Raw genomic sequence first — 24,431 nt, forward strand, 5'->3', positions numbered from 1 at the left:
GACGGCATGTTTCAAGGTCGGAGTGAGGCAACTTCGCTTTGCCCGCTGATATAGGCGAAATCCTTGCGGCGCAGGGCGAATTTGCGCAACTCCGCCACCCAAAGCACGATGCTGGCCATTCCGACGCACAAGATCCAATGAGCCGGCAAAAGCGGCTCGGTGCTGAAGGCCGCGTTGAGGAACGGCAGTTCCACAACTGCTACCTGCAGCAACGCTGAGAGGGCGACGGCGGCCCATAGCCAGCGATTGGCAAAGAGCCCCTTGAAGGCGCTGACGGTTTCCGACCGTGCGTTGAAGCTGTTGAAGAGCTGGGCGAGGACCAACACCGTGAATCCCGCCGTGCGCGCCTCTTCCAATGAAGAGGTGCCCTCGATGAGGCCGCCCGGCAGAAGGATGTCGATCGTCAGGAGAGCGGCCAGCGCCATCACAAGGCCGACCGCAACCACGCCGCGCCACATTCGGCCGTCTATCGCGCGGTCCTGTTTCCCGCGCGGCGGCCGCGCCATCACTGCGTTGGTCTCCGGATCGACACCCATCGCGAGCGCCGGTCCAGAGTCGGTGACAAGATTAATCCAGAGAATCTGAGTCGCCAGCAGAGGCACGACCAGTTGGCCGCCGCCACTTGCGCTGTCGAGGCCGATGATACTCGCACCCACGACACCCAGGAAAACCGTCAGCACTTCCCCCATGTTCGAGGACAGAAGGTAGCGGAGAAATTTCCGGATATTGTCGAAGATGGCGCGGCCCTCGCGAACCGCGGCGACGATCGTCGCGAAATTGTCGTCGGCGAGGATCATCTTGGCGGCTTCCTTGGTGACCTCGGTGCCGGTGATCCCCATCGCCACGCCAATGTCGGCGGCCTTGAGCGCGGGTGCGTCGTTCACACCATCACCGGTCATCGCGACGATGTGACCATCGGCCTGCAACGCGTCGACAATCCGCAGCTTGTGGATTGGGGAGACGCGCGCATAGACGGATGTCGAGCGGACGGCGGCCGCGAAGCCAGCTTCGTCGAGCTTATCCAGGTCAGCCCCGGTCAGAGCCTCCCCGTCCGCGTCTGCGATACCGAGCTGCATGGCGATGCGCGAGGCCGTCCGCGGGTGATCGCCGGTGATCATCATCACCCGTATACCCGCGCCGTGGGCTTCGGCGATCGCGATGGCCGCCTCCTCGCGCGGCGGATCGATGATGCCGACGGTGCCGACGAAGACGAGATCCTGCTCGAGAGATTCGTCGGGCTCCGGCCGCTGCTCGCCCACGGGGAGGAGGCGATAGGCGACCGCGAGCGTTCGCAGTGCTTCGCCGGATAGCCGTTCGACATCGGCAAGCGCCTGGGCCCGGCGAGAATCGTCAAAGGGCAACACCGCCAGCCCTACGCGAACATGACTGCACCGCCCGATAAGGACATCGGGTGCGCCCTTGGTGACGATGATCAGCTCGCCGTCGTGCTCGAGATCCCGCTCGATACTCGACATCATCTTGCGGTCCGAGCTGAAGGGGATCTCGGCGACACGCTCGAAGCGCGCCTTCCGGCGCGCATCGAGCCCGAGTTTGCGCTCGGCGACGAGGAACGCCGCTTCGGTCGGATCGCCCCGTATCTCCCATTCGCCATCATTCGCCTGCGCGAGCCCCGCATTGCCCGCAAGACTGCCGCCGCTCAGAACGACGATATGCTCGGCCCGGGCTTGCCCGAGGACTGGTTCGTGGTCGAGGGTCATGACATCGCCATGCGGCGCATAGCCCACCCCGGAGACGTGACTGTCTCCAGAGGCGGTCGCGATGCGCTGTATCGTCATTTGCGACCGCGTGAGCGTGCCGGTCTTGTCCGAACAGATGACGGTGGCCGCGCCGAGCGTCTCGACCGACGTGAGGTTCTTCACCACGGCATTGCGGGCGGCCATGCGCTGGACGCCGAGGGCCAGAACCAGCGACAATATGGCTGGCAGACCTTCCGGAACGGCAGCCACCGCGAGCGAGACCCCCAGGAGCAGCACCGCGACAAGATCCCCCATCGTCTTGATCGGCGAGACGATGAGGATTGTCGCAACGACCACGACGGCGATTGCGATGACGGCAATCCCGAGCATGCGGCCGATGCGCGCGATTTCCATCTGCAGCGGCGTCGGCTGCTCGACGGCCTCGTCGATGAGAGTGGCGATGAGGCCCATCTCGGTGTCCATGCCGGTCGCGATGATGACAGCGCGGCCACTGCCCTGGACCACTGCGGTTCCCTTGAAGACCATCGAGGCTCGATCGGCGAGCGGGACCGGAGCGGCCAGCGGACGGGCGTCCTTGAAGACCGCCTCGCTTTCTCCGGTCAGCGAGGCCTCCTGGATTTTCAGGGCTGCGGCACCGAGCAACCTTGCGTCGGCTCCCACCGCATCGCCTTCCTCGAGGATCAGAATATCGCCCGGGACCAGATCCGTGCTCGGAATGCGCTGCCGCTCGCCTCCGCGAAGGACGGAGGAATTTGCCGCCGTCATCCGGGAAAGCGCAGCGACCGCATCGGCCGCTTTGCTTTCCTGAACGAAGCCGAGTGCTGCATTGAGCAAGATGACCGTCACGATGACAACCGCGTCGATCGGCCAGCTCTCCGCCCGCTCGATGAGCCAGGCTCCACCCGCCACCAGAGCACCAACCAGCAGAAGATAGACAAGCGGATCCTGGAATTGCACGAGGATGCGCTGCCACAACGGCACGGGCTTTCGCGATCGGAGGGCATTCGGCCCGAATTCCGCGAGGCGCCGGTCTGCTTCCTCTGGCGAAAGGCCGGTCGCGGGATCGACGCCAAACCGTTGCGCGACGAGCAGCGCCTCTTCAAGCGAGGCATCGTTTGCCGGGGTGAAAGAACGCGGCGGCGACATACAGCGAAGCTAACGCGCGGGAACCAGCGGAGCCATTCTCATCGTTCCCCCGGTCGCTTCACGATCAGTCCGACCAAGTCCAGTCGGCGATCTCCGGCAGGTCCTCGAAATGCTCGCGGGTATAGCGCTGGTGCTCCGCGAGGAGCCTCTGGCAATGGGCTAGAAGGTCGCCGCACTCGGCCAGCGCACGCGGAACATAGCGTAGCACGTCGATGCAGAGCTGCAGCCGGCTGATGCCGTTGAGGACCACCATGTCGAAGGGGGTCGTGGTGGTACCTTCCTCGTTATAGCCCCGCACGTGGAAGCGATCGTGCGCGGAGCGGCCGTGCAACAGGTCATGGACGACGCCAGGATAGCCATGGAAGGCGAAGAGGACGGGCGCCGTCGCCGTGAAGATATCGACGAAATCGGCATCACTCATGCCATGGGGGTGACGCTCGGCCGGGCATAGCCGCATCAGATCCACGATGTTGACCACGCGGACCCGGAGCCAGGGCGCATGGCGCCGGAGAAGCCAGGCGGCCGCCACGGTTTCCTGCGTCGGGATGTCGCCGGCGCAGGCCAGCACGATGTCGGGCGCCTCGGCGCCATTGCTGTACATGTCCCAGACGCCCGCCCCGCGCGCGCAATGGGCCTCGGCCTCGTCGATGGTCAGCCATTGGAGCTGGGGCTGCTTGTCGATGACGATGAGGTTCAGATAGTTGCGGCTTCGCAGGCAGTGGTCTGCGACCGAGAGGAGGCAGTTCGCGTCGGGCGGCAGATAGACGCGCGCGACGATGGGCTTGCGGTGGATGATCGTGTCGATGAAGCCCGGTCCCTGGTGGCTGAACCCGTTATGATCGTTGCGCCAGCAGGTCGAGGTCAGCAGGTAGTTGAGCGAGGGCACGTCCGCGCGCCAGGGTACACGCCGGGCATGTTCGAGCCATTTTGCGTGCTGGATCGCCATCGAATCCGCGACCATCGCAAAGGCCTCGTAGGTCGCGAAGAGGCCGTGCCGTCCGGTCAACGTGTAGCCTTCCAGCCAGCCATGGCAGCAATGCTCGCTGAGGACCTCCATCACGCGCCCGCTCGGCGAGACATGATCGTCGTCGGGCCCGGTCCGGCTGACCAGACAGCGGTCTGTCGCCTCGAAGACGGCGCCAAGCCGGTTCGAATTGGTCTCGTCGGGACAGAAGAGGCGGAAATTGGTCGGATTGGCGCGATAGACGTCGCGCAGATACTGGCCCAGTACGCGCGTGGATTCGGCTCTCTCCCGCGCCCGCTCCGCGACGCGAAGCGCATAGCCGCGAAAGTCGGGCAGCTCGAGATCCTCGGTCAAGAGGCCGCCATTGGCGTGCGGATTCGCGCCCATGCGTCGTGGACCGGCTGGAGCGAGCGCCGCGATTTCGGGCTTCAGGCATCCTTGGGCATCGAACAGTTCCTCGGGACGGTAGCTGCGCATCCAGGCATCGAGGATCGCAAGATGCTCGGGATTGGTCCTGACCTCCGAGACGGGCACCTGGTGCGCGCGAAATGTCCCCTCGATTTGCACGCCGTCGACGATTTTAGGGCCAGTCCAGCCCTTCGGCGTCCTGAGCACGATCGCCGGCCAGCGCGGCTCGCCGTCCAGTCCCCCCGCCCGGGCGCGTTCCTGGATGGCGCGAATACGCAGGACGGCCGTTTCCAGCACATGTGCAAAGGCCCGGTGGACGACCGCCGGGTCGTCGCCTTCGACGAACAGGGGGGCATAGCCCTGACCCTCCAGAAACTTGGCGATGTCCTCATCGCTGCGGCGCCCCCAGACGGTCGGACCGGAGATCTTGTAGCCATTGAGGTGGAGGATCGGCAGGACCGCGCCGTCCCGGGCGGGATTGACGAAATCGACGCTTTTCCAGCTGCCCGCGAGCGGTCCCGTTTCCGCTTCGCCGTCGCCGACGACGGCCGCCACGAGCAGGTCCGGGTTGTCCATGACGGCGCCGAAGGCGTGGAGCAGAACATAGCCGAGCTCGCCGCCTTCATGGATCGAACCCGGGGTCGGCACGCTGACGTGGCTGGGGACGCCTCCTGGCGTCGAGAACTGGCGAAACAGCCGGAGCATGCCGGGCTCATCGCGCGTCACGTCCGGATAGAATTCGCTGTAGGTGCCCTCGAGCCAGACATTGGCAAGGATGGCCGGACCACCATGACCAGGACCCGCCATGTAGATCGCGTCGAGGTCATATTTTCGGATCAACCGATTGAGATGAGCATAAACGAGATTGAGGCCGGGCGACGTGCCCCAATGGCCGAGAAGCCTCGGCTTGATATGCTCGGGCCTGAGCGGTTCGCGCAGAAGCGGATTGGCCGAGAGATAGATCTGCCCGACGTTCAGATAGTTCGCCGCGCGCCACCAAGCATCGATCAGCCGGAGTTCGTGGTCGGTCACCAAGCCCGATCCATCCTGGGTCGCGTCAGCCATGATTGTCTCGCCAGATATTGTCGGAGCGGATGATGCATAAAGCCCGCAAGGGCGCCGAGCGCCTGCTTCAATAGCGCCGAAGGCGCAGACCCAGGAAGAGGAGCGAGGCCCCGCGGAAGGCGAGGCTAAGCCCTATCGTGAAACCGAGAAAGGCGAGCGCGGTGACGGGGTCGGCGGCAAACAGGAAGAACCCGAGCACCACATCGATGATCCCGAGAAGGGCAAGCCAGCCACGATGGAGGCGCATGGTCGAAATGGCGGCCAGTTCGGCCACACCGCATATGACGAGCCAGAAGCCGAGCATCCACGCGAGGGACAAGGCACCGAAGATCGGGCTCGCGAGCATCGCCCCGCCAACCACGATCGACAGGGCGCCGATCCCCAAGTCGAGCCAGTGGCTGCGCCAGCCGCGACCTGACAGGCCCGCCCACAGGGCAAGAACACCGGCGAGGATGAGGACGAAACCGACGATCCAGGCAAGCGCGAGGCCAGCCAGCACTGGCTGCAGGAAGGGAATGATGCCGAGCGCAAGCAGGGCCGCGCCGTAGCCGGCGACCCATCCCCAGTTCGAATGGCTTGGGCGCCATTTCATCTGGTCCCAGTTCGCGGCGGCCATGGTCATCGATCGACTCCAATGGGCTGATGGCTGCGGTGCGCTTCTTGGGTCAGCCGTGGACGAGGAAGAGCGGCACCGGGCTCTTCTCGAGGAGAGTGCGCGTGACGCCGCCGAACAGCGCTTCGGCGAGACGGCGATGGCCGAACCCGCCCATGACGAGATACTCGGCGCTGCGATCCCTGATTTCGGACATCAGGATATCGCCGGTCGGACGGCCATGCGATTTTTCGAGGCGGATGAGCGCATGCACGCCGTGGCGCGACAGATAGGCGGCGGCCTCGCGGGCAGGCGTCTGCAGCGAGCCATCATCGATTTCGATTATGATGACGGATTCCGAGAGCTTCAGGAGCGGGGTTGCGGCGTGGAGCGCGGCCATGCTCGACGGGGAGCCGTTCCAGGCGACGATCGCGCGGCCGACGGCGTTGAAGCTGCGGATGTTGTCCGGAACGGCAATAACCGGCTTGCCGGACTTGACGACTAGCTCGCCGGCCAGCTCGCGCATGTCCGGATAGGGGAATTCGTCGAGCTTGCGGTTGACGACGATGACATCGGCAAGCCCTGCCGCATCCTTGAGGCAGGTCGAGAGGTCGCCCGTGACTTCGGCAAGATCCCAGGACACATCCTCATGCTCCAGACGCTCGCGAACATGGGTGCGATTGACGCTCTCTCGCGCCCGCTCTTCCTGCAAAAGGATGGCGCCGCCGTCCGGACAATAAGGATCGCCTACGAGGGCCGGGAGCATGGCCACATCGAGGCAGGTCAAATGCCCGTCGAGCGCGCGTGTCAGGTCGAGTGCCGCCTGCAAGCGGGCTTCCTGGCCGACATCGTCGTGCAGCAGCAAAAGAACATTCTTCATGGCCGTCTCCATCGCACCTGGCTGATTTGAGACTGTTCTGATCGTTCCGTTCGGGCGTCGGTATTAGTGACTCTACGGATGCCGCGCGGCCGGTCTGATCGCACGTTCCGGGCGCCGCTTGCGCCGCTTCAGGCCGGATCGCATGATGATCATGCCGGGGATCAGCGGCAGCCAGAGGGTCAGCAGGCGAAGCAGCATGGTCCCCGCGAACGCCGCCTCGACGGGCGTCCCCAAGAGCCGAAGCGTCGCGACCGCGGTTGCCTCGAAGCTTCCAAGGCCCAGCGGAATAGGCCCGAGCGTGACGACGATCGAGGCCATGATGAGCGCGATGTAGGCGGTTACAGGCGACACCGGCTGTCCAAGTGCGCGCAGGCACGCGAAGAAGGAGCCGGCATCGGCAAGGAATATGAGCGCGTTGCAGGCTGTCACGACGAGCAGGAGATGGCGGTTTGCGACCAGGCTGGAAGGCGCCTGAGCTACCGAGTCGAGCAAGGCGCGGACCACGCCGATCCGCTCGAGACGCGGCGGCAAGGGCGCGCTGCCGCGGTGGCGAAGCCAGAGCGCCAAAGACGGAATGGCAAGCGCAACAAGCAGGAATGTCGTGACGGTACCGGCCATGAGCGGCGTCGCCTTGTTGTGCAGCCACAGGAGCGCCAGCATGACCAGGGCAAAGAGGGCGTAGGCCGCGTAAAAGCCAATCATCGATATCAGCAGGGCAGCGACCGCGGTACCGCGCTTGACGCGAAGTGCGCAAAGCTGGTCGACCAGCAGGATATTGCCGCCCATCCCTGCGCTGGGCACCGCCTGGTCCGCGAATAGCTTTCCGACCGCGATGCGGGCCAGGCGAGGGAGCGGTCGGGGCGTGCCGGCCGCTGCGAGGACGGCGGACCAACCGGCTGCGACGCTCACATAGGTCGAAATCTGCAGGAGAAGCGCCAGAGCCAGCCAGAGCGGCTGCGCGCGCGTAACGAGGTGAGCGAAATTCTGGATTTCGCCGAAATGGAGCACAGCCCCGACCAGTGCGGCCACGATGACGATGCCGAAAAACCAGGAGCGCCAGCCACCGCCGCCTGCCCGTTCCGGCTCCGGGTTGTCCCGAACCTGTGCGTCTACATGCATCGCCCTTTGCCTGCCTCCAGGAGCCGCGGCGAACCTGCGTCATCAACGCTCGCGCGTCGTTACGTAGCATTGCGGATTGGGAAAATTGAGCTGATGCCGCAGGCCGCTACGTCACAATCTGCGGCCCCGTTTGGCCCAGCAAAGGGGGCGCAGGCGCCGTATGACCGAAACGAGATTCTGGACCTCGTCCGCCAAAGCATCGTTCGAAGCGGTCGCGAGTTCTCCTGCGGGCCTGTCGACGGAAAGCGCCGCCGAGCGGCTGGAGCGCGACGGTCCGAACAGCCTCGGCGCGGCTGAACATCGAAGGCTTCTGTTCGACCTTGTCCGGCGCCTCGCCAATCCGCTCGTCCTTATCCTCCTCGCGGCGTCGGCTGTCGCTGGGATTACGGGCGATCTCGTCAGTTTCACGATCATCGCAGCGGTGATCCTGCTCTCGACACTTCTCGACATGGTGCAGGAGCACCGGGCGCAGATAGCGGCCGACGCGCTTCGCCAGTCGATCGCCCTGCGCGCCCAGATCTTGCGCGATGGCGTGTTCGCGGAGATGCCGGTCGAGGAGATTGTCGCTGGCGACGTCGTCGCGCTCAGCGCCGGCGACCTGGTTCCTGCCGACGGCATCGTCCTCTCGGCGAACGCGGCGCAAGTGAACGAGGCCCTTCTCACCGGCGAGCCATACCCGGTCGAGAAGACACCGCAGCCCGCCGAGGCCGGTTCGGGTGACGACGACACCGTTGGTGCGGTCTTCCATGGTACGTCGCTGATTGCAGGCTCGCTTCAGATGCTGGTCGTCGCGACCGGCAAGCGAACCAGGCTGGGAGCAATCGCGGGAGCTTTGCACAAGGCGCCGCCGCCCACCGCTTTCGAGCATGGGATTCATCGTCTCGGGATGCTGATCGTTCGCCTGACGGTGTTTCTCGTCATGTTCGTCCTGCTCGCTCATCTCGCGCTCGGGAGGCCACCCCTGCAGTCCTTCCTGTTTGCGATGGCACTCGCAGTCGGGCTCACGCCGGAACTGCTGCCGATGATCATGACGGTCGCGCTGTCGCGCGGGGCACAGCGGATGGCGGCCGCCCGGGTGGTGGTGAAGCGTCTCTCCTCGATCCACGATCTCGGCCAGATGGACATATTGTGCACGGACAAGACGGGTACGCTGACCGAAGCCCACATCACGCTCGTCGGTCACCCTGGGTTGGACGGCCGTGATTGTGAACGCGTTGTCGAGCTCGCCGCGGTGAATGCCCGGTTCGAGAGCGGCCTCAAGAGCCCCCTCGACGAGGCCTTGCTCGAGCATATGGCGGAAGAGGAACTGACGGGCTGGACCAAGATCGACGAAAGACCGTTCGACTTCGAGCGCCGGCGGGTGTCGGTACTTGCCGAGCAGGGCGGAAATCGCATCGAAATCGTCAAAGGAGCGCCGGAAACGCTGCTCGCGCTCTGCGACGCCGCCGAGACCGCCGAAGGCAGGAGTGTACCGCTTGACGAGGCACTGCGCGAACGGATCATGTGCCTTCATGACGAGCGTGCGGCGGAAGGCCTGCGCCTGCTGGCCGTCGCGTGGAAGGACGCCCCGGGTCGGGAGCGCATCGAAAACGACGATGACGATGGTTTGACGTTCGCGGGATACTGCGTGTTCGTCGATCCGCCGAAGCCGAGCGCCACCGACGCGGTGGCACGGCTCGAGGCTGCCGGGGTCGCCATCAAGGTTATTTCCGGCGATGCAGCGCCGGTGGTGCGTCATCTCGTCGGCACGCTTGCCCTTCCCGTGAACGGGATGCTGACCGGCAGCGAGATCGCCCACCTCAGCGATCAGGCTTTGGCCGCCCGGGTCGAGGAAGTCGATATATTCGCCCGCGTCACACCCGATCAGAAGACCCGGATCGTCCGGGCCTTGCGCTCGCGCGGGCACACGGTCGGCTTTATCGGAGATGGCATCAACGACGCGCCGGCTATCCGCGCGGCCGATGTCGGTCTGTCGGTCGATGGCGCGACGGACGTCGCGCGCGACGCGGCCGACATGATCCTGCTCGCGCCTGACCTCGGCGTGCTCGCCGATGGGGTCATGGAGGGTCGGCGGACCTATGCGAATATCATGAAATATCTGCGCATGGGTACGAGCTCGAATTTCGGCAATATGCTGACGATGGCGGTGGCCTCGCTCTGGCTGCCGTTCCTGCCGCTCACGCCGGTCCAGGTTCTCCTCAACAACCTGCTCTACGATCTCTCCCAGATCGGTATCCCGCTCGACGGTGCCGACAGCGAGGATCTTGCCAAGCCACATGCCTGGGACATGGCGGCTATCATGCGCTTCACGGCGATCATGGGTCCGCTGTCGTCGATCTTCGACATCGCGACCTTCGCCTTGCTGATTGGCGTCGTCCATGCCGGCATCGGCGAATTCCGCGCCGCCTGGTTCATCGAATCCATGGCATCGCAGATTCTCGTGGTGTTCGTGATCCGGACCAGCCTGCCGTTCTGGCGGAGCAAGCCGCATCGCGCGCTGACGGCGAGCGCCCTTCTCGGTCTCGCCAGTGCGGTGGTCCTTCCATTCGGACCTTGGGCAGGCCTTCTCGGCTTCACGAGCCCCAGTATCGGGCTCGTTGCCGGAATTGCGGCCCTCATCCTGATCTACCTCGCCGCGGCCGAACTGCTCAAGGGCTATGCGCTCCGCGCGGCACCCGCAAAGGCCCTGAGCGCGCGTCTCACCAGAATGCCGGTCTAGGCGTGCATGCGGTGCGGGCGTGAGGTTTCGTCCGACGGCACGATACCTGGCCGACGATCGAACCAAGCGGCAGATCTCCTGCGGGGAGCGCCAGCTGGACCTGATCTACTGCGCACTGCCCGGTGCGCCGCACCTGTCGGATTTACGGCTTAGGAGCCTATGCTCCTTCGTCCGTGCTCACACCCCGCACGCGGACATCTGCTCCCGGGCAAAGATGCTCGATGCTCTCGGTGGGTCTTGGCTCTGGACGCTTTGCCGAGCGCGATCGGCGCCGGGAAGCCTGAAGGTCGCCCTCCGCATCATCAGGGATGCGCGCATAGCGGGCCGAAACTGTGCTGCCGGCCCGCTGTAGTCCGATATGCAAATGCGCCGGCAATCGCCCTGCTTCGCGAAGGAAGGCATGGCGATTGCCGGTCAGCGCGTGATCAGTCGGCGAGCTCCGGCTCTGCGGAGAGTTCGGCCGGCCCCTTGGCGGTCATGCCGAGTGCCTGCGCTACGCCGGCGCCATAGGCCGGATCGCAACGCGTGCAATTGTCGATGTGGCGCTGTTTGATGAAGTCAGGGGCATCACCCATCGCCCGCGCCGTGTTCTCGAACAGCACCTGCTGCTGCGCGGGACTCATGATCTGGAACAGGCGTCGGGGCTGCGTGAAATAATCATCGTCGTCCTCGCGGTAATTCCAGAAATCGGCGTCGCCGCGGATTTTGAGCGGCGGCTCCCGATAGTCCGGCTGGTCGACCCACTGTCCGAAGCTGTTGGGCTGGTAGTGCGGTAGGCCGCCATAGTTGCCGTCGACGCGACCATAGCCGTCGCGATGGTTGCTGAAGACCGGGCAGCGCGGGGCGTTCACCGGGATCTGGTTATAGTTGACGCCGAGCCGGTACCGCTGGGCGTCCGCATAGTTGAAGAGACGCGCCTGAAGCATCTTGTCGGGCGAAAAGCCGATGCCGGGCACGACGTTCGACGGCGCGAAGGCCGACTGCTCGACGTCCTGGAAGAAATTGTCGGGGTTGCGGTTCAGTTCGAACTCGCCGACCTCGATCAGCGGATAGTCGGCTTTGTACCAGACCTTGGTGAGATCGAAGGGGTGGAAACGGTAGGTTTCGGCATCCGCCTCCGGCATGACCTGAATGAACATGGTCCATTTCGGAAATTCGCCGCGTTCGATCGCGTCGTAGAGATCGCGCTGATGGCTTTCCCGGTCGCCGCCGACCAGGGCCGCGGATTCCTCATCCGAGAGATTGGCGATGCCCTGCTGCGTGCGGAAGTGGAACTTGACCCAGAAGCGTTCGCCCGCCTCGTTGTAGAAGCTGTAGGTGTGGCTTCCGAAGCCGTGCATGTGGCGATAGCTCTTCGGAATGCCGCGGTCCGACATCACGATCGTCACCTGGTGGAAGGCCTCAGGGAGCAGCGACCAGAAATCCCAGTTGTTCGTGGCGCTGCGCATATTGGTGCGCGGATCGCGCTTCACCGCCTTGTTGAGATCGGGAAACTTGCGCGGGTCGCGCAGGAAGAAGACCGGCGTGTTGTTGCCGACCATGTCCCAGTTGCCTTCCTCGGTGTAGAATTTGAGAGCGAAGCCACGAATGTCGCGCTCGGCGTCGGCCGCGCCGCGTTCGCCGGCGACCGTCGTGAATCGCGCGAACATTTCGGTTTTCTTGCCCACTTCGGAAAAGATCTTCGCGCGCGTGTAGCGGCTGATGTCGTGGGTCACCGTGAAGGTACCGAAGGCGCCGGAGCCCTTCGCGTGCATCCGGCGTTCGGGAATCACCTCCCGCACGAAATTCGCCAGCTTCTCGTTGAGCCAGACATCCTGAGCGAGGAGCGGGCCGCGCGGCCCTGCGGTGAGCGAGTTCTGGTTGTCGGGGACCGGGGCACCGAAGGCCGTGGTCAGGTGGGTGACGGGGCATGTGCCCTTGTTCAGAATTTCGTCGGACATCGGGATGTCTCCTCTCCGGTTTTGGCGAGCCGACCCTGCCGGGCCGGCCTGCGAGTGATCAGTGCGAGAAAAGCAGCGGGAGCGGCGCTCCGGCGATGAGCTCGCGGGTAACGCCGCCCAGGACCATCTCGCGCAGACGCGAATGACCATAGGCGCCGAGCACCAAGAGGTTTGCGCCATGCTGGCGAGCACCCTGGACCAGCGTCTCGGCATCGGTCTTTTCGAGGGCGTTCAGGGTGACGACGTTCGTCGCGAAGCCATGCCGCGAAAGATGACGCGCGATGTCCGCGCCCGGGTCGGAACCGTGTCCCTTCGTCGACGGGCGGCCGTCGAGCACGAGCACCTCGACCTTGGCGCCCGATGCGGCGATGCCTGTCGCATCCCGCAGGGCATGGGTCGCCTCGCGCGACGCATTCCAGCCCAGAGCGATATGATCGAAAGTGCGCGGCTGATAGCCATTCGGGAGCACGAGTACGGGCCGTCCCGACGCGAAGAGAATACTTTCGATCGTGTCGCGCCGGACCGGGGGATATTCGTAGGTTTCGGCGGGGCCGAACAAGACCATGTCGGCGTAGCGGGCCTGGACGGCCGCCTTCGTCAGCATGACGCCCGGCTGGTCTGAGATGGTCCGAACTTCGATGTTCGAGAGCCGGGTGCGCTCTACGAGACGCTTCTCCTTCGTCTCGACCGCCTCGACGAAGTCCTGCAGGATGACATAGGGCGCGCCCCACATGACCGCATAGTCGCCCGAGGGGATGACGGAGAGCACCAGAAAGGTGAGCCGGGCCTCGTGAAACTCGGCAAAGCTTAGTGCATCCTTGATGAATTGCTCATCCTTGTCGCCTGTGTCGACGACTGCGAGCAGATCCTTGATCGCCATGCTGACCTCCATGCTGGTTTACACCACAGCTATCGGAAGGCGGGCGGCGGTTCATTTGGGTGTATTACGTAATTCGTTTCGCGTCCGGAGCGCCGGTTTCGCTCGCCAGCGCATCGCACAGAAGCGGCGCGAGCTCGATGGCGTTGCTCGGGTGCATGACGGCGTTCGTCGTCACCGCGCGGCAACCCAGTGCGCTGAGCGCTTTCTCGGCGCCCGGAGCGAAGATGCCGTGGACCGCGACGCAGACGGGCGGCGGGAAATCTTGAGCAATGATGCGGCGCGCGGCGTCGGCGAGCGTCTCTCCCGAGGAGATCACATCGTCGACGAGTACCGGCACGCGCCCACGCCAGGCGGAAAGATCCGTCGCCTCGACGCGCACGTCGCGATCGCCCATTCGCGACTTGGAAAAGACGACATGCGGCGCGCCGCAGGCGGAGGCGATCGCGCCGGCCCATTGCTCGCTCTCGCTGTCGGGCCCGATGATCAACGGCCGCGCGATATTGGCGCCGATCCATTCGGCGAGAAGACCGGAGGCGCTGAGAGCGACCGCGTCGATCGTGTAGACCTCGGAGAGGCTCCGGTAGCGGTGGAGGTGCGGATCGACGGTGATCAGCCCGTCGCATTCCTGCGAAAGCAACTCGGCGAACTGCTTCGACGTCAGGGCTTCACCGTCGTGGAACCGGCGGTCCTGGCGCATATAGGCGAGATAGGGAGCGACGAGCCGGATCGATCGGGTCCCGCTTTCCCGCAGGAGGCGGCACGCGAAGAGGAGCGAGAGAAACTGTGCATCCGGCCGCGCGAGCGTACAGACGATGGCGACGTCCTGGCCGGCGACGTCCGAGTGAAGCCGAAGGTAGCTTTCCTCGTCGGGAAACCGCCGAACCTCGAGAACGCCTACAGGCCAGCCGCGGCGGTCCGCAATGGCGGCGGCAAGGGCTTCATTGCCCGGCATGGCGAACAGCATCGGCATCAGCCGGCGATCGCGATCATATCGGGGTTCGCGGCAGCGTAGGCCAGGGCATAGGCCATTTCGCCCTGGGAGTCCGCGTAGAGGGAAAGGAGCGGCTGGCCGGCCGCAATATCGTCGCCAAGCCTGACTGCGAGCCTGAGGCCGGCTGCTGGCGTATCGGGGGCGCCCGCGAGCTTTGCGAGACGCGCGATCCGGCGGTTGTCGATATGGGTGACACGCCCGCTATGGCGGGCGGTAATCTCCTCGACCAGCGCAGCTGCCGGAGGAATACGGGCACCGCCTTGCGCGGCCCTGATCCGCTCGAACTTCGTCCACGCGGCTCCGCTCGTGAGCGTGGTTTCGGCAAGCGCAAGACCGCCGCCGGCCGCCGCCGCTCCGCCCAGTTCGAGAATCGCGCCGGCGAGAAGGCAGGCGCGATCGCGCAGGTCAGACGGCGCGTCGGGTTCGCCTTTCAGCACCGCCAGGACGTCCAGGGCTTCGAGAGCTGGACCCACCGCCCGGCCGACCGGCTGGTTGCCGTCGGTCCGGATACACTCGATCTGGACGCCAAATCGGGCTGCGATCGCCGAGAGCCGCCCCGCCAGCTGGTCGGCCGCTGCAGCGCTTCGGACCTTGGCCGTTGGTCCGACGGGGATATCGATGACGACATGGGTCGCGCCTGCCGCGATCTTCTTCGACAGCACCGAAGCGACAAGCTGTCCCTCGGTGTCGATGTCGAGCGCACGCTCCACGCCGATGAAGATATCGTCGGCCGGGCTGAGCCGGACGGCGCCGCCCCAGGCGATGCACCCTCCCTCGGTCGCGACCACTTCACGCATCTGGGCCACGTCGAGGTCGACGGGCGCGAGCGTTTCCATCGTGTCGGCGGTCCCTGCCGGCGACGTGATCGCGCGCGAGGATGTCTTCGGCATGGTGAGGCCGCAGGCCGCGACGATGGCGACGATGATCGGAGTCGTCCGGTTGCCCGGCAGGCCGCCGACGCAATGCTTGTCGACGACTATGCCTTCGGGCCAACTCAGGCGCTCGCCCGCATCGACCATCGCCTTTGTGAGGAAATAGGTCTCGTCCTCGTTCAGTGGGAGCGCGGCGCCCGCGGTCAGGAACGCGGCGAGATGGACATCGGAATATCGGCCCGCAACGACATCCTGGACGATCTGGGTGATGGCGCGCTGGCCAAGCCTGTGGCCGTAAATGCGTTGCCGCACGCAGGCGATCGATTCGAGGGGCGGCGCATGACTGACCCTGACGAGCTTGCCCTCCTCCGCGCCGAGCGCAGTCCAAGCGGATTCCGAGAGGCCGATCTCATCCGGCCCCAGCATGTCGCCCTCCACCTGGAAGAGCGTCGCCGCGATCGGCCGTCCTCCATTCTGCACGAAGATCTGCGTATGGGCGGCGAGGCCTTCGGCACGGCAGACCGGACTGTCAGTGCTCATGAGAGCCACGAGCTCGTGGTGCGTATGGAGGCCGAGCTTGCGCGCCCTGGCGAGAGACGGTTCTCCGTAAACCGCGACGTCGAGACCCTTCGGAACTGCGCCGCCGCTGGCCGTTACCGGGACATTCACGCTTCGATGACCACCTTGAGAGCATGGCTGTCGGCCGCATGGCCAAACGTCTCGTAGGCTTGGAGGATCTCGCCGAGGCCGAAGCGGTGGGTAATCAGCTTGGCGGGCTGAAGGCGACCGGACTGTACTGTCTTGAGAAGCATGGGCGTGGTCACGGTATCGACGAGGCGGGTGGTGATCGTCACGTTCCGGGACCATAGGTCTTCAAGGTGGAGATCGACCTTCGTGCCGTGCACGCCGACATTTGCGATGACGCCGCCGGGCGCCACGAGCTTCTCGCAAAGTTCGAATGTCGCCGGCACGCCGACTGCCTCGATGGCCGTGTCGACGCCCTGGCCGTCCGTGAGCTCGCGTATCTTCTGCGCAACGTCTTCGCGGCCACTGTTCAGAACGTGGGTGGCACCGAACTGCTGCGCGACGCCCAGACGATTGTCGTCGAGATCGATCATGACGATCGATGCCGGAGCGTAGAACTGCGCGGTAAGTAGCGCCGCGAGCCCGATGGGCCCCGCGCCCACGATCGCGACGCTGCTGCCAGGGCTGATCTTGCCGTTCAAAACCCCGCATTCGTAGCCGGTGGGAAGGATATCGCTCAGCATCACGAGGGCTTCCTCGTCGGCACCGGCGGGGATCGGATGAAGGCTGTTATCCGCGTGCGGAATACGGACAAATTCCGCCTGGGTGCCGTCGATCACATTGCCGAGGATCCAGCCGCCGTCGCGGCAATGGGAATACATGCCGCGGCGGCAATAGTCGCAGCGCGCGCAGGACGTGATGCAAGAGATGAGGACATGGTCTCCCGGTTTGTAGCGGCTGACGGCCGAACCGACCTCCTCCACGATCCCCACCCCTTCATGGCCGAGGATGCGGCCGGGCGCGCATGTGGGGACATCGCCCTTCAGGATGTGGAGATCCGTGCCGCAGATCGTCGTGCGGGTGATCCGCACGATGGCGTCCGTGACCGCCTGGATCGCAGGCTTGGGACAGTCGTCGAGGCTTTTCTGGCCGGGGCCGTGATAGACGAGAGCTTTCATGCGGGATCTCCTCGCGCGTTGGCGCGTCATCTGAGGATCAATGAACGAGGACGACCGGGACCTGTTGGTAGCCGATCAGTTCGCGCGTCACGCCGCCCAGGATGAATTCGAGGGCACGCGAGCGCCCATAGCCGCCGACGACAAGGGCATCGGCACCATGCTGCGCGACGAAGCTTTGCATGGTGTAGGCCGCGCCGCGCTTGCAGGAGGGGATCGCATGGACCTCGACCCGAAGGCCGTGCCGGGCGAGGTGACGCGCGATGTAGCTGCCGGGCACGGCCTGGCCAGCCTGATAGTTTTCGATCTGGTCGACGACGAGAACGTCGGTGCTCGCTCCGGGCTCGGCCAGGGTCAGCAGAGTGCGCGTCGCCCGGAATGATTCCAGCGAGGCGTTCCATCCCAGCGCCAGGTGCGTGAAGGCGCGCGGCGTCCAGTCGGCCGGCATGATGAGAATGGGAGTCCCGGTGAACAGAACGGTCTCGCTGATGTGCCGCCGCAGCGCGTCGTCACGCCAGCGCTCCGCGCCAGGAATGAGCACGATGTCGGCGTACCGGCTTTCACCTCTGGCCGCTCTCGGCAGGACCGCGGGATCATCGAGAAGTCCATGGACGTCGACGTCGACTGGCGAATCCTTGACGCGCGTTCGCACGGCGGCGAGATGCTGGGCGCCAAGCTCTTCGGCGACGCTCAGCGCGAGCGCATAGCCGTATGGTTCGGCCGCGGCCGCGAGAGAAACATTCTCGCTGGCGACGATGATCGTCAGGCAGGCATCGTGCAAGGCGGCGAAGGCAACGGCCTGATCGACGGCGGGCAAGGATGCGTCGTCGCCATCGACGATGGCGAGGACGTCTTTGATGAGGGAACTGTTGGTCATGGCGCAAGGATGACGCCAATCCAGGACGCCAGCACTCCGTAACTTTACCAAGGTCTCCGCTGGCTTACGTATAGTCCCCGATTGGCCCCTGAGGCGCCTCAGGACATGTGATGCTCCCGGCCAACTGTTGTGCCGGACTTTCGACGTTCGATGGCAAAGGTGAGCAGATGACGAAGCGCGCTATCCTTGCTCTGGTGGATCCATCAGAGGCTTCCGAGGGATCGGCGGCGGCGGCCCTCGCCTTTGCCGGACCGTTCGGCGCGGACGTGACGGTAGGGCTCGTCGCGGCGGTTCCCGTCCCAGGGGACAGGACGTTTCCGCCTCACCTCTCGAAACAGCAGTTCAACGAGCTGCTCGAAAAGAAGGAACAGCAGACCTGGTCCTTGGCGCACGCCAGTGGCTGCGAGGTTCGGATATTCATCGATCCTGTCGATGCATTGCTCGACGCGATTGTCCGGGCAGCGCGGTGCTTCGATCTCATTCTGCTCGGGCCGGTCACGGCGTTCGACCGGGACCTGCGGTTGATGCTGATCGAAAAGCTCCTGCTGCATGCCGGCAAACCCCTTGTTCTTATGACTGGCCAAGGACCGGCGCATCGGCCGGCCAGGGTGGTTGTCGGCTGGGATGGCGGAACCGAGGCGTCGATCGCGCTCGATCGTGCGCTCGAATGGACCGATACGCACGCGCGCTTCGATCTGATCTCGGTTTTGCCGATGAACTCGCCGCTGTCGCTGCGGAGCGAGGCCGACGACATGTGCGCACGCCTCACGCGCCGGGGCCACGCGGCGGTCAGCAGCATCGCCCGGCGCGGTCATCTGTCGACAGCTGCGACATTGCTGGGCCGTGCGGTCGCCGAGAGCGCCGACCTGGTGGTCGTCGGAGGTTTTGGGCATTCTCGGCTGCGCGAAGCCCTGGTGGGCGGCGTTACGAGCGAAATCATCCGGGGCGAGCACACCCTGCCGGTCCTGATCGCGCACTGATCCGCCGCGGAAAGTCCATCAGGCCAGCGCCCCGCTCCAATCGGCTTGATCGGGCACCAGCACGGCGGCTCCCACAAGCGTGCCCTCCCGCAGCTCCCCCAGGGCAATATTGGCATCGGTCATCGGAAATCTGGTTGTGACCGACCGGACTGCGGCCTTCTGCGCGACGTCGAAAAAGCTGATCCCGTCCTCTCGGGTCAGGTTCGCGACCGAAGCGATCGTTCGTTCTCCCCAGAGGTCAGCATAGGGGAAGGCGGGGATATCGCTCATGTGGATCCCCGCGCATATCACCCTCCCGCCCTTGTGAACCGCTCTGAGCGCAATGGGCACGAGTGGGCCCACGGGGGCGAAAATGATCGCCGCATCGAGTTCGTCAGGGGGAAGCTCGTCGGATGACCCCGCCCAGCAACAACCCAGCGAGCGGGCGAAGCTTTGCCCTTCGAGATCGCCAGGCCGGGTAAAGGCATAGACGTCGCGGCCCTGCCAGAGAGCGATCTGGGCAATGATATGGGCGGCCGCCCCGAAACCATACAGACCGAGGCGCGCTCCGTCGCCCGCCGCACGAAGCGACCGCCAGCCGATCAGGCCTGCGCAAAGCAGCGGTGCGGCCTCGACATCCGAAAACAGGTCCGGGATCTTGAAGCAAAAGTGGGCGTCGGCAATGGCATGAGTCGCGTAACCGCCGTCGCGCGTGCAACCGGTGAAGCCGGGCGTATCGCAGAGGTTCTCGTGGCCGGTGCGGCAATAGGCGCAAGCGCCGCAACTGTTCCCCAGCCAGGGCACCCCGACGCGCTCGCCCGTTCGAAAGTCGGAAACGCCCTCGCCTATCGCTGCGACACGCCCAACGATCTCATGGCCTGGTACGATCGGCAGCTTCGCCGTGACCTCGCCGTCAAGGATGTGGAGGTCGGTGCGGCAAACGCCGCAGGCCGCGACTTCGATGAGCAGCTCGCCAGCCTGCGCGACCGGCAAGGATCGGGCGACGGGATGGAGCGGACCGCCCACCGCGTCGAGTTGCATCGCAAACATGGGCTGGAGACGAGATTCGACTGCCATCAGCCCAGTTGCTTGGAGACGACGACAAGGGTGGGATCGTCGCCGTAGGGTTTGACGGTGAAGCCGGAATCGCGTTCGACGTCGATCGCAGCCTGATTGTGACGGTCCTCGACCGATTCCAGCGTCTTGATCCCGATCGAGCGGGCATAATCGGCTATGTGGTCGAGAAGGGTCCAGCCGATGCCGCGCTTCTTGTGATCGGCGCGCACGACGATCGCGACTTCCGCACGGTTACGGCCGCTATCGCTGGCAACGAGCCCGGTCGCGACCAGACGGCCGTCGGCAAGGGCCAGAAAATCCTCGGTCTGCTTGTGGTCGACATCGACCATCTGCGCGATCTGATCATCCGAGACGCTGTTCACGCCCGAGAGGAAGCGAAAACGAAGATCATCGGTGGCGACCCCGGCGAAGAACTCGCGCAAGAGAGGGCCATCGTCTCGTCGCACCGGCCTGATCTCGAGTTCGAGTCCCGAACGGGTCTTCAACCGTGTCGTGTCTTCCATCGCAATCGCCTCCGTCATGGTATGCTCCATCCGTTCGTCAGTTTTCCGCGATTCCGCGCGGATGGACCAGGCTTGCGATCCGGCGCGCGGCCTCTTCGACCTCGACCAGATGCTCGCCCACGAAGCGCGGCCGAAGCCCTTCCACGATTGATCCGAAATGGATGTGTTCGGTCGATTTGAAGAGCAGGGCGTTCCGCAGATAAGTGTCGAACAGGTTTTTGAGCGAGAGCCAGGCCCCCTGCTCGTCGAGCCACTGCTTGGCTGATCCCGAGGATGAGAAGCTGACCAGGTGGCCGCGCTCTCGCCCCGGCGCATCTTCGCGCTGCCGGAAGCCGCCGTAACGGGTGCTCGCCGCAAAGACTCGATCGATATAGCCCTTCAGCATCGCCGGCGGTGCTCCCAGCCAGATCGGGTAAACCAGAACGATAACGTCGGCCCGGTCTATAAAATCGAGCTCGGTCGCGACATCGGCGGGCGGCGAACTGCTCTCTCCCGGCGACAGCTCGCCGGCCGAGAGGACGGGATTGAAGCCCAGACGGTACAGGTCGCGCAGTTCGGTGCGGTGGCGGTAACCCTCGACGGTTTCGCAGTATCGGTGTGCCACCGCCAGATTGAAACTGTCGGGCTCGGGATGACAGACGACGACCACATGCAAGGGATAGTGTTGCAGGGGCTGGGGCTCGGGCATGGCGGATCTCCGGTGGCGATCATAACGCCGGCAGGCCCCCGAAGGTGCTGGGAACATTACGTAGCCAGCGACGAAGGGATGGGGGTTTCCCGTAATGCCCCATTCAAGAGACGGTGTCAGAAGCGGGCGGCGAAGGTGATGCAGTCCGTCACGCGCGATCAAATCTGTTGGAGCGTAATTCATGACCGGTGGGGAGCTGATCGAGAACCGCACCTTCGACGAGATCGCGGTGGGCGACGAGGCGAGCGCGACGCGCACCCTGTCCGTGGAAGATACCGAGCTTTTTGCTCTCGTCTCGGGGGACGTGAACCCTGCCCAGCTCGACCCTGGCGACGCGGCGACGAACATGTTCCACCACGTGATTGCCCATGGGATGTGGGGCGGAGGGTTGATATCGGCTGTCCTTGGCACGCAACTGCCCGGCCCCGGCTCGATCTATGTCAGCCAGTCGCTCCACTTTCTGAAACCGGTGGATCTCGGAGACACCATCACCGCTCATGTTCGCGTCGTGGAAAAGCGCGCGGAGGACTGCACGGTCGTCCTCGACTGCCGCTGCCTGAACCAGGATGGCGCCGAGGTGATCACCGGCCAGGCGGAGGTGCGGGCGCCGTGCGAAAAGATCAGCCGGCAACGGGTCGCGCTTCCCGACGTCCGTGTCTCGCACCACGACGCCTATAGGCTCCTGATCGAACGAACGCAGGGTGCCGATCCGCCCGCCACGGCAGTCGTCCATCCCTGCACGGCGCAAGCGATCATCGCCGCTGTCGATGCGGCCCGCGAGGGATTGATCGAACCGATCCTGGTGGGGCCTGCGAAGAAGATCCAGGCGGCGGCGAGGGAGGCCGGCCAGGACATCTCGGCATTCCGCCTTGTCGATGCCGAGCACAGCCATGCCGCCGCGGCCAGGGCAGTCGCGCTCGTGCGAGCCGGCGAGGCCAGGCTGCTGATGAAAGGCTCGCTCCACACGGACGAGCTGATGGGCGCGATCGTCGCGAGGGAAACCGGGCTGCGCACCGAACGGCGCATCAGCCATGCCTATGTCATGGACGTGCCGGGACATCCCGCACCGCTGATCATCACAGACGCGGCGATCAACATCACCCCCTCGCTTGAGGAAAAGGCCGACATCATCCGGAACGCGATCGATCTCGCCCACGTTCTGGGGATCGCCGAGCCTAAGGTCGCCATTCTTTCCGCGGTCGAGACGGTCAACCCGATCCTTCCCTCGACGCTGGAGGCGGCCGCCCTTTGCAAGATGGCCGACCGCGGGCAAATTCTTGGCGGTATCCTCGACGGACCGCTGGCGCTAGACAATGCTATTAGCGAGGCGGCGGCACAGGAGAAAGGGATCGTTTCGCCAGTGGCGGGCAAAGCCGAGATCCTTGTGGTTCCCAACCTCGAGGCCGGGAACATGCTCGCGAAGCAGTTGACCTTCCTTGGCGGCGCGGACGCTGCAGGGGTCGTTCTCGGTGCCCGCGTTCCGATCATCCTGACCAGCCGAGCGGACAGCCTCCGAACGCGGCTCGCCTCCTGCGCGATCGCCGTCCTTCTAGCCCGCGCTGCGCCAAAGGCGGCCCCTGGCCTTCCGGTACCCACATCATGAAGGCGGTCGTCAGTCTCAACGCGGGCTCGTCGAGCATCAAGTTCGCGCTCTTCACGCTCGACGATCCTTCGGTCCCGCTACTCGCCGCGAGCGGCAAGATCGAGAAGATCGGGATCGAGCCGTCCCTGCGCGCACAATCGGCCGCCGGTAGCGTGCTGGTCGAGCGGACATGGCCAGGCGGCGCGGAGCTAACCCATGCCGATCTGCTGAAAGACCTGTTCGCCTGGGCGATCGACCATCTCGGAGACCGCGAGGTGGTGGCCATCGGGCACCGCGTCGTCCACGGCGGAACGCAGTTTGCTGCGCCGGCGCTCGTGGACGATGCGCTGCTTGCCGAACTCGAGACGCTGTGCCCGCTTGCGCCGCTTCACCAGCCTCACAATCTCGCTGCGATCCGCGCGGTGCGCAGTCTGAGCCCCCATCTGCCGCAGGTCGCCTGCTTCGACACGGCATTCCACCACGGCAAGCCGGAGGTTGCATCGCGGATGGCGCTGCCACGCACATTCCACGATCGCGGCGTGCGCCGCTATGGATTCCATGGGCTGTCCTACGAATATATCGCGACCGAGCTTGGGCGGATCGCTCCGGGCCTCGCGGCGGGACGCGTCATCGCGGCCCACCTCGGGAACGGCGCAAGCCTTTGTGCGATGGCGAACGGACAGAGCATCGACACGACGATGGGTTTCACCGCCCTTGACGGCCTTATGATGGGGACACGATGCGGGTCGCTCGATCCGGGCGTGGTGCTCTACCTCCAGTCCGAACTTGGCCTGAGCGTGTCGGAGGTCGAGGACCTGCTCTACCGAAGATCGGGACTGTTGGGGGTCTCGGGTATCTCGAGCGACATGCGCACCCTCTCGGCCAACGAGAGCCAGGCGGCTGCTGAAGCGATCGAGTTGTTCGTATGGAAGGCGGCGCGCGAGTTCGGAGCGATGACGGCGTCCCTTCAAGGGGTCGACGCGCTCGTGTTCACGGCCGGCATCGGGGAGAATCATGCCGGCGTTCGGAACGGGATCTGCAAGCGGCTCGAATGGCTTGGTGTGCGGCTCGACGATCGCGCGAACGAAGCCAATGATTTCCGAATCAGTGCGCCCGAAAGCCGGGTCGCGGTGCTCGTCATTCCGACCGATGAAGAGCGGATGATTGCGATGCATACGATCGCCGCCCTCAACCGGATGGCAGGGTAGCCGCCAACCGCGCCTCAAACAAAAACGACCTCGGCTCCTCCGCGGATGCGAAAGGCGTCGGCCAGGACCTTGCGGATCATGATCCGCGCCGACCAGACCGCCCACAGGAAGGGCAAGCCCTCGGTGGGAGCAGAAGGCTTCCTGTCGTCCGCGCATTGCAGGATGTCGACGAGCGCCTGCTCGTCGCTCGTGAGCGCATCGGCCGAGCCGACCGCGAGCGGCCGGCGGATCGTCGTCTCGAAGAACCGGATGAGGCTGTCGAGCACGGGGGCGAGCATTCCGCAGTCATGCGGCGCAAGCGTCCGGTAAAGATATTGCTGAACCGGGAGCGCCCGCCGACGCGCCTCGTGCCACGAACGGATCGCTGCGACCACGAGGCTGGCGCCCGCGGGCACGGCGTGAGTGGGTGGCATGGATATATGCAGCACGATCGCGCTCCGCCTCCTTATTGCGACTAATTCGCAAACTAGCGGAGAGTGTCTTCTCCGGCAAGCAGCGCAAGCAGATAGAGGCGAGGCGACCGGCGGGGCGCGATGATGCGGT

19 protein-coding genes are annotated in these 24,431 nt (G+C 65.0%); 4 read left to right on the plus strand and 15 right to left on the minus strand.

Translation table 11 applies throughout. From position 1 onward, the window contains the following. Positions 1–11: 11 nt before the first annotated feature. From ACM61V_RS18875 to ACM61V_RS18895, 5 genes are all read right to left on the minus strand, one after another. Entirely contained in the window at positions 12–2,864 is a 2,853-nt protein-coding gene (locus tag ACM61V_RS18875; RefSeq protein ID WP_419714472.1) for a cation-translocating P-type ATPase, read from the minus strand. A gap of 64 nt (positions 2,865–2,928) precedes the next feature. After that, positions 2,929–5,301, minus strand: coding sequence for a phosphoketolase (locus ACM61V_RS18880; protein WP_419714473.1), 2,373 nt, complete (start codon positions 5,299–5,301; stop codon positions 2,929–2,931). A 67-nt stretch (positions 5,302–5,368) separates the two neighbouring features. Then, a complete protein-coding gene (locus tag ACM61V_RS18885; RefSeq protein WP_419714474.1) occupies positions 5,369–5,923 on the minus strand; it encodes an HdeD family acid-resistance protein in 555 nt (184 codons plus the stop codon). A gap of 43 nt (positions 5,924–5,966) precedes the next feature. Next, positions 5,967–6,773, minus strand: a complete 807-nt coding sequence (locus ACM61V_RS18890) for a universal stress protein (protein WP_419714475.1) — start codon at positions 6,771–6,773, stop codon at positions 5,967–5,969. A 72-nt stretch (positions 6,774–6,845) separates the two neighbouring features. Then, positions 6,846–7,892 carry a lysylphosphatidylglycerol synthase transmembrane domain-containing protein gene (locus ACM61V_RS18895; protein ID WP_419714476.1) on the minus strand — a complete coding sequence of 349 codons (1,047 nt, stop codon included), beginning with the start codon at positions 7,890–7,892 and terminating at the stop codon, positions 6,846–6,848. A 160-nt stretch (positions 7,893–8,052) separates the two neighbouring features. Here ACM61V_RS18895 and mgtA point away from each other — a divergent pair, with 160 nt between their 5' ends. After that, entirely contained in the window at positions 8,053–10,611 is a 2,559-nt protein-coding gene (gene mgtA / locus ACM61V_RS18900) for a magnesium-translocating P-type ATPase (RefSeq protein ID WP_419714477.1), read from the plus strand. A 425-nt stretch (positions 10,612–11,036) separates the two neighbouring features. On the opposite strand, the gene ACM61V_RS18905 is transcribed toward mgtA, so the two are convergent. From ACM61V_RS18905 to ACM61V_RS18930, 6 genes are all read right to left on the minus strand, one after another. Continuing rightward, positions 11,037–12,551: a catalase gene (locus ACM61V_RS18905; protein WP_419714478.1), complete on the minus strand. Its 1,515-nt coding sequence runs from the start codon at positions 12,549–12,551 to the stop codon at positions 11,037–11,039. Positions 12,552–12,609: 58 nt separating this feature from the next. After that, complete coding sequence (locus tag ACM61V_RS18910; RefSeq protein WP_419714479.1) at positions 12,610–13,431, minus strand: universal stress protein; 822 nt, start codon at positions 13,429–13,431, stop codon at positions 12,610–12,612. A 64-nt stretch (positions 13,432–13,495) separates the two neighbouring features. Next, entirely contained in the window at positions 13,496–14,401 is a 906-nt protein-coding gene (locus ACM61V_RS18915; protein ID WP_419714480.1) for a ribose-phosphate diphosphokinase, read from the minus strand. Beyond that, a complete protein-coding gene (locus ACM61V_RS18920; RefSeq protein ID WP_419714481.1) occupies positions 14,401–15,963 on the minus strand; it encodes a thymidine phosphorylase family protein in 1,563 nt (520 codons plus the stop codon). Before ACM61V_RS18920 ends, ACM61V_RS18915 begins: the two co-directional genes overlap by 1 nt. Then, entirely contained in the window at positions 15,960–16,997 is a 1,038-nt protein-coding gene (locus ACM61V_RS18925; RefSeq protein WP_419714482.1) for a zinc-dependent alcohol dehydrogenase family protein, read from the minus strand. The genes ACM61V_RS18920 and ACM61V_RS18925 overlap by 4 nt, the downstream gene beginning before the upstream one ends. 37 nt (positions 16,998–17,034) lie before the next feature. Continuing rightward, positions 17,035–17,811, minus strand: coding sequence for a universal stress protein (locus ACM61V_RS18930; protein WP_419714483.1), 777 nt, complete (start codon positions 17,809–17,811; stop codon positions 17,035–17,037). Positions 17,812–18,038: 227 nt separating this feature from the next. On the opposite strand from ACM61V_RS18930, the gene ACM61V_RS18935 reads away from it, so the two are divergent. After that, complete coding sequence (locus tag ACM61V_RS18935) at positions 18,039–18,851, plus strand: universal stress protein (protein WP_419714484.1); 813 nt, start codon at positions 18,039–18,041, stop codon at positions 18,849–18,851. A gap of 18 nt (positions 18,852–18,869) precedes the next feature. Here the strand turns inward: ACM61V_RS18935 and ACM61V_RS18940 are convergent, their stop codons facing one another. The 3 genes from ACM61V_RS18940 to ACM61V_RS18950 are packed head-to-tail and all read right to left on the minus strand — an operon-like array spanning position 18,870 to position 21,260. Next, positions 18,870–19,907, minus strand: coding sequence for a zinc-dependent alcohol dehydrogenase family protein (locus ACM61V_RS18940; protein ID WP_419714485.1), 1,038 nt, complete (start codon positions 19,905–19,907; stop codon positions 18,870–18,872). Beyond that, positions 19,907–20,428 carry an N-acetyltransferase family protein gene (locus ACM61V_RS18945; protein ID WP_419714486.1) on the minus strand — a complete coding sequence of 174 codons (522 nt, stop codon included), beginning with the start codon at positions 20,426–20,428 and terminating at the stop codon, positions 19,907–19,909. Before ACM61V_RS18945 ends, ACM61V_RS18940 begins: the two co-directional genes overlap by 1 nt. 19 nt (positions 20,429–20,447) lie before the next feature. Further along, positions 20,448–21,260, minus strand: a complete 813-nt coding sequence (locus ACM61V_RS18950) for an NAD(P)H-dependent oxidoreductase (RefSeq protein WP_419714487.1) — start codon at positions 21,258–21,260, stop codon at positions 20,448–20,450. Between the two features lie 19 nt (positions 21,261–21,279). Between ACM61V_RS18950 and ACM61V_RS18955 the strand changes: the two genes are divergently transcribed. Then, entirely contained in the window at positions 21,280–22,701 is a 1,422-nt protein-coding gene (locus ACM61V_RS18955; protein WP_419714488.1) for a bifunctional enoyl-CoA hydratase/phosphate acetyltransferase, read from the plus strand. Beyond that, positions 22,698–23,888, plus strand: coding sequence for an acetate/propionate family kinase (locus ACM61V_RS18960; RefSeq protein WP_419714489.1), 1,191 nt, complete (start codon positions 22,698–22,700; stop codon positions 23,886–23,888). Before ACM61V_RS18955 ends, ACM61V_RS18960 begins: the two co-directional genes overlap by 4 nt. 14 nt (positions 23,889–23,902) lie before the next feature. Here the strand turns inward: ACM61V_RS18960 and ACM61V_RS18965 are convergent, their stop codons facing one another. Further along, positions 23,903–24,316 (minus strand): hypothetical protein, encoded by a 414-nt coding sequence (locus tag ACM61V_RS18965; protein WP_146163361.1) that lies wholly within the window; start codon positions 24,314–24,316, stop codon positions 23,903–23,905. Positions 24,317–24,431: the final 115 nt, after the last annotated feature.

Origin of the sequence: Sphingomonas sp. TX0543 (genome assembly GCF_048565505.1) — a bacterium.
Taxonomy (GTDB): domain Bacteria; phylum Pseudomonadota; class Alphaproteobacteria; order Sphingomonadales; family Sphingomonadaceae; genus Sphingomonas.

Bases quoted from the DNA above. Each gene is read 5' to 3' on its own strand.
- ACM61V_RS18955 (WP_419714488.1), top strand. From the start codon at position 21,280: ATGACCGGTGGGGAGCTGATCGAGAACCGCACCTTCGACGAGATCGCG.
- ACM61V_RS18945 (WP_419714486.1), bottom strand. From the start codon at position 20,428: ATGACGGAGGCGATTGCGATGGAAGACACGACACGGTTGAAGACCCGT.
- ACM61V_RS18905 (WP_419714478.1), bottom strand. From the start codon at position 12,551: ATGTCCGACGAAATTCTGAACAAGGGCACATGCCCCGTCACCCACCTG.
- ACM61V_RS18935 (WP_419714484.1), top strand. From the start codon at position 18,039: ATGACGAAGCGCGCTATCCTTGCTCTGGTGGATCCATCAGAGGCTTCC.
- ACM61V_RS18910 (WP_419714479.1), bottom strand. From the start codon at position 13,431: ATGGCGATCAAGGATCTGCTCGCAGTCGTCGACACAGGCGACAAGGAT.
- ACM61V_RS18915 (WP_419714480.1), bottom strand. From the start codon at position 14,401: ATGCCGATGCTGTTCGCCATGCCGGGCAATGAAGCCCTTGCCGCCGCC.
- ACM61V_RS18885 (WP_419714474.1), bottom strand. From the start codon at position 5,923: ATGACCATGGCCGCCGCGAACTGGGACCAGATGAAATGGCGCCCAAGC.
- ACM61V_RS18960 (WP_419714489.1), top strand. From the start codon at position 22,698: ATGAAGGCGGTCGTCAGTCTCAACGCGGGCTCGTCGAGCATCAAGTTC.
- ACM61V_RS18880 (WP_419714473.1), bottom strand. From the start codon at position 5,301: ATGGCTGACGCGACCCAGGATGGATCGGGCTTGGTGACCGACCACGAA.
- ACM61V_RS18895 (WP_419714476.1), bottom strand. From the start codon at position 7,892: ATGCATGTAGACGCACAGGTTCGGGACAACCCGGAGCCGGAACGGGCA.
- mgtA (WP_419714477.1), top strand. From the start codon at position 8,053: ATGACCGAAACGAGATTCTGGACCTCGTCCGCCAAAGCATCGTTCGAA.
- ACM61V_RS18925 (WP_419714482.1), bottom strand. From the start codon at position 16,997: ATGAAAGCTCTCGTCTATCACGGCCCCGGCCAGAAAAGCCTCGACGAC.
- ACM61V_RS18940 (WP_419714485.1), bottom strand. From the start codon at position 19,907: ATGGCAGTCGAATCTCGTCTCCAGCCCATGTTTGCGATGCAACTCGAC.
- ACM61V_RS18890 (WP_419714475.1), bottom strand. From the start codon at position 6,773: ATGAAGAATGTTCTTTTGCTGCTGCACGACGATGTCGGCCAGGAAGCC.
- ACM61V_RS18875 (WP_419714472.1), bottom strand. From the start codon at position 2,864: ATGTCGCCGCCGCGTTCTTTCACCCCGGCAAACGATGCCTCGCTTGAA.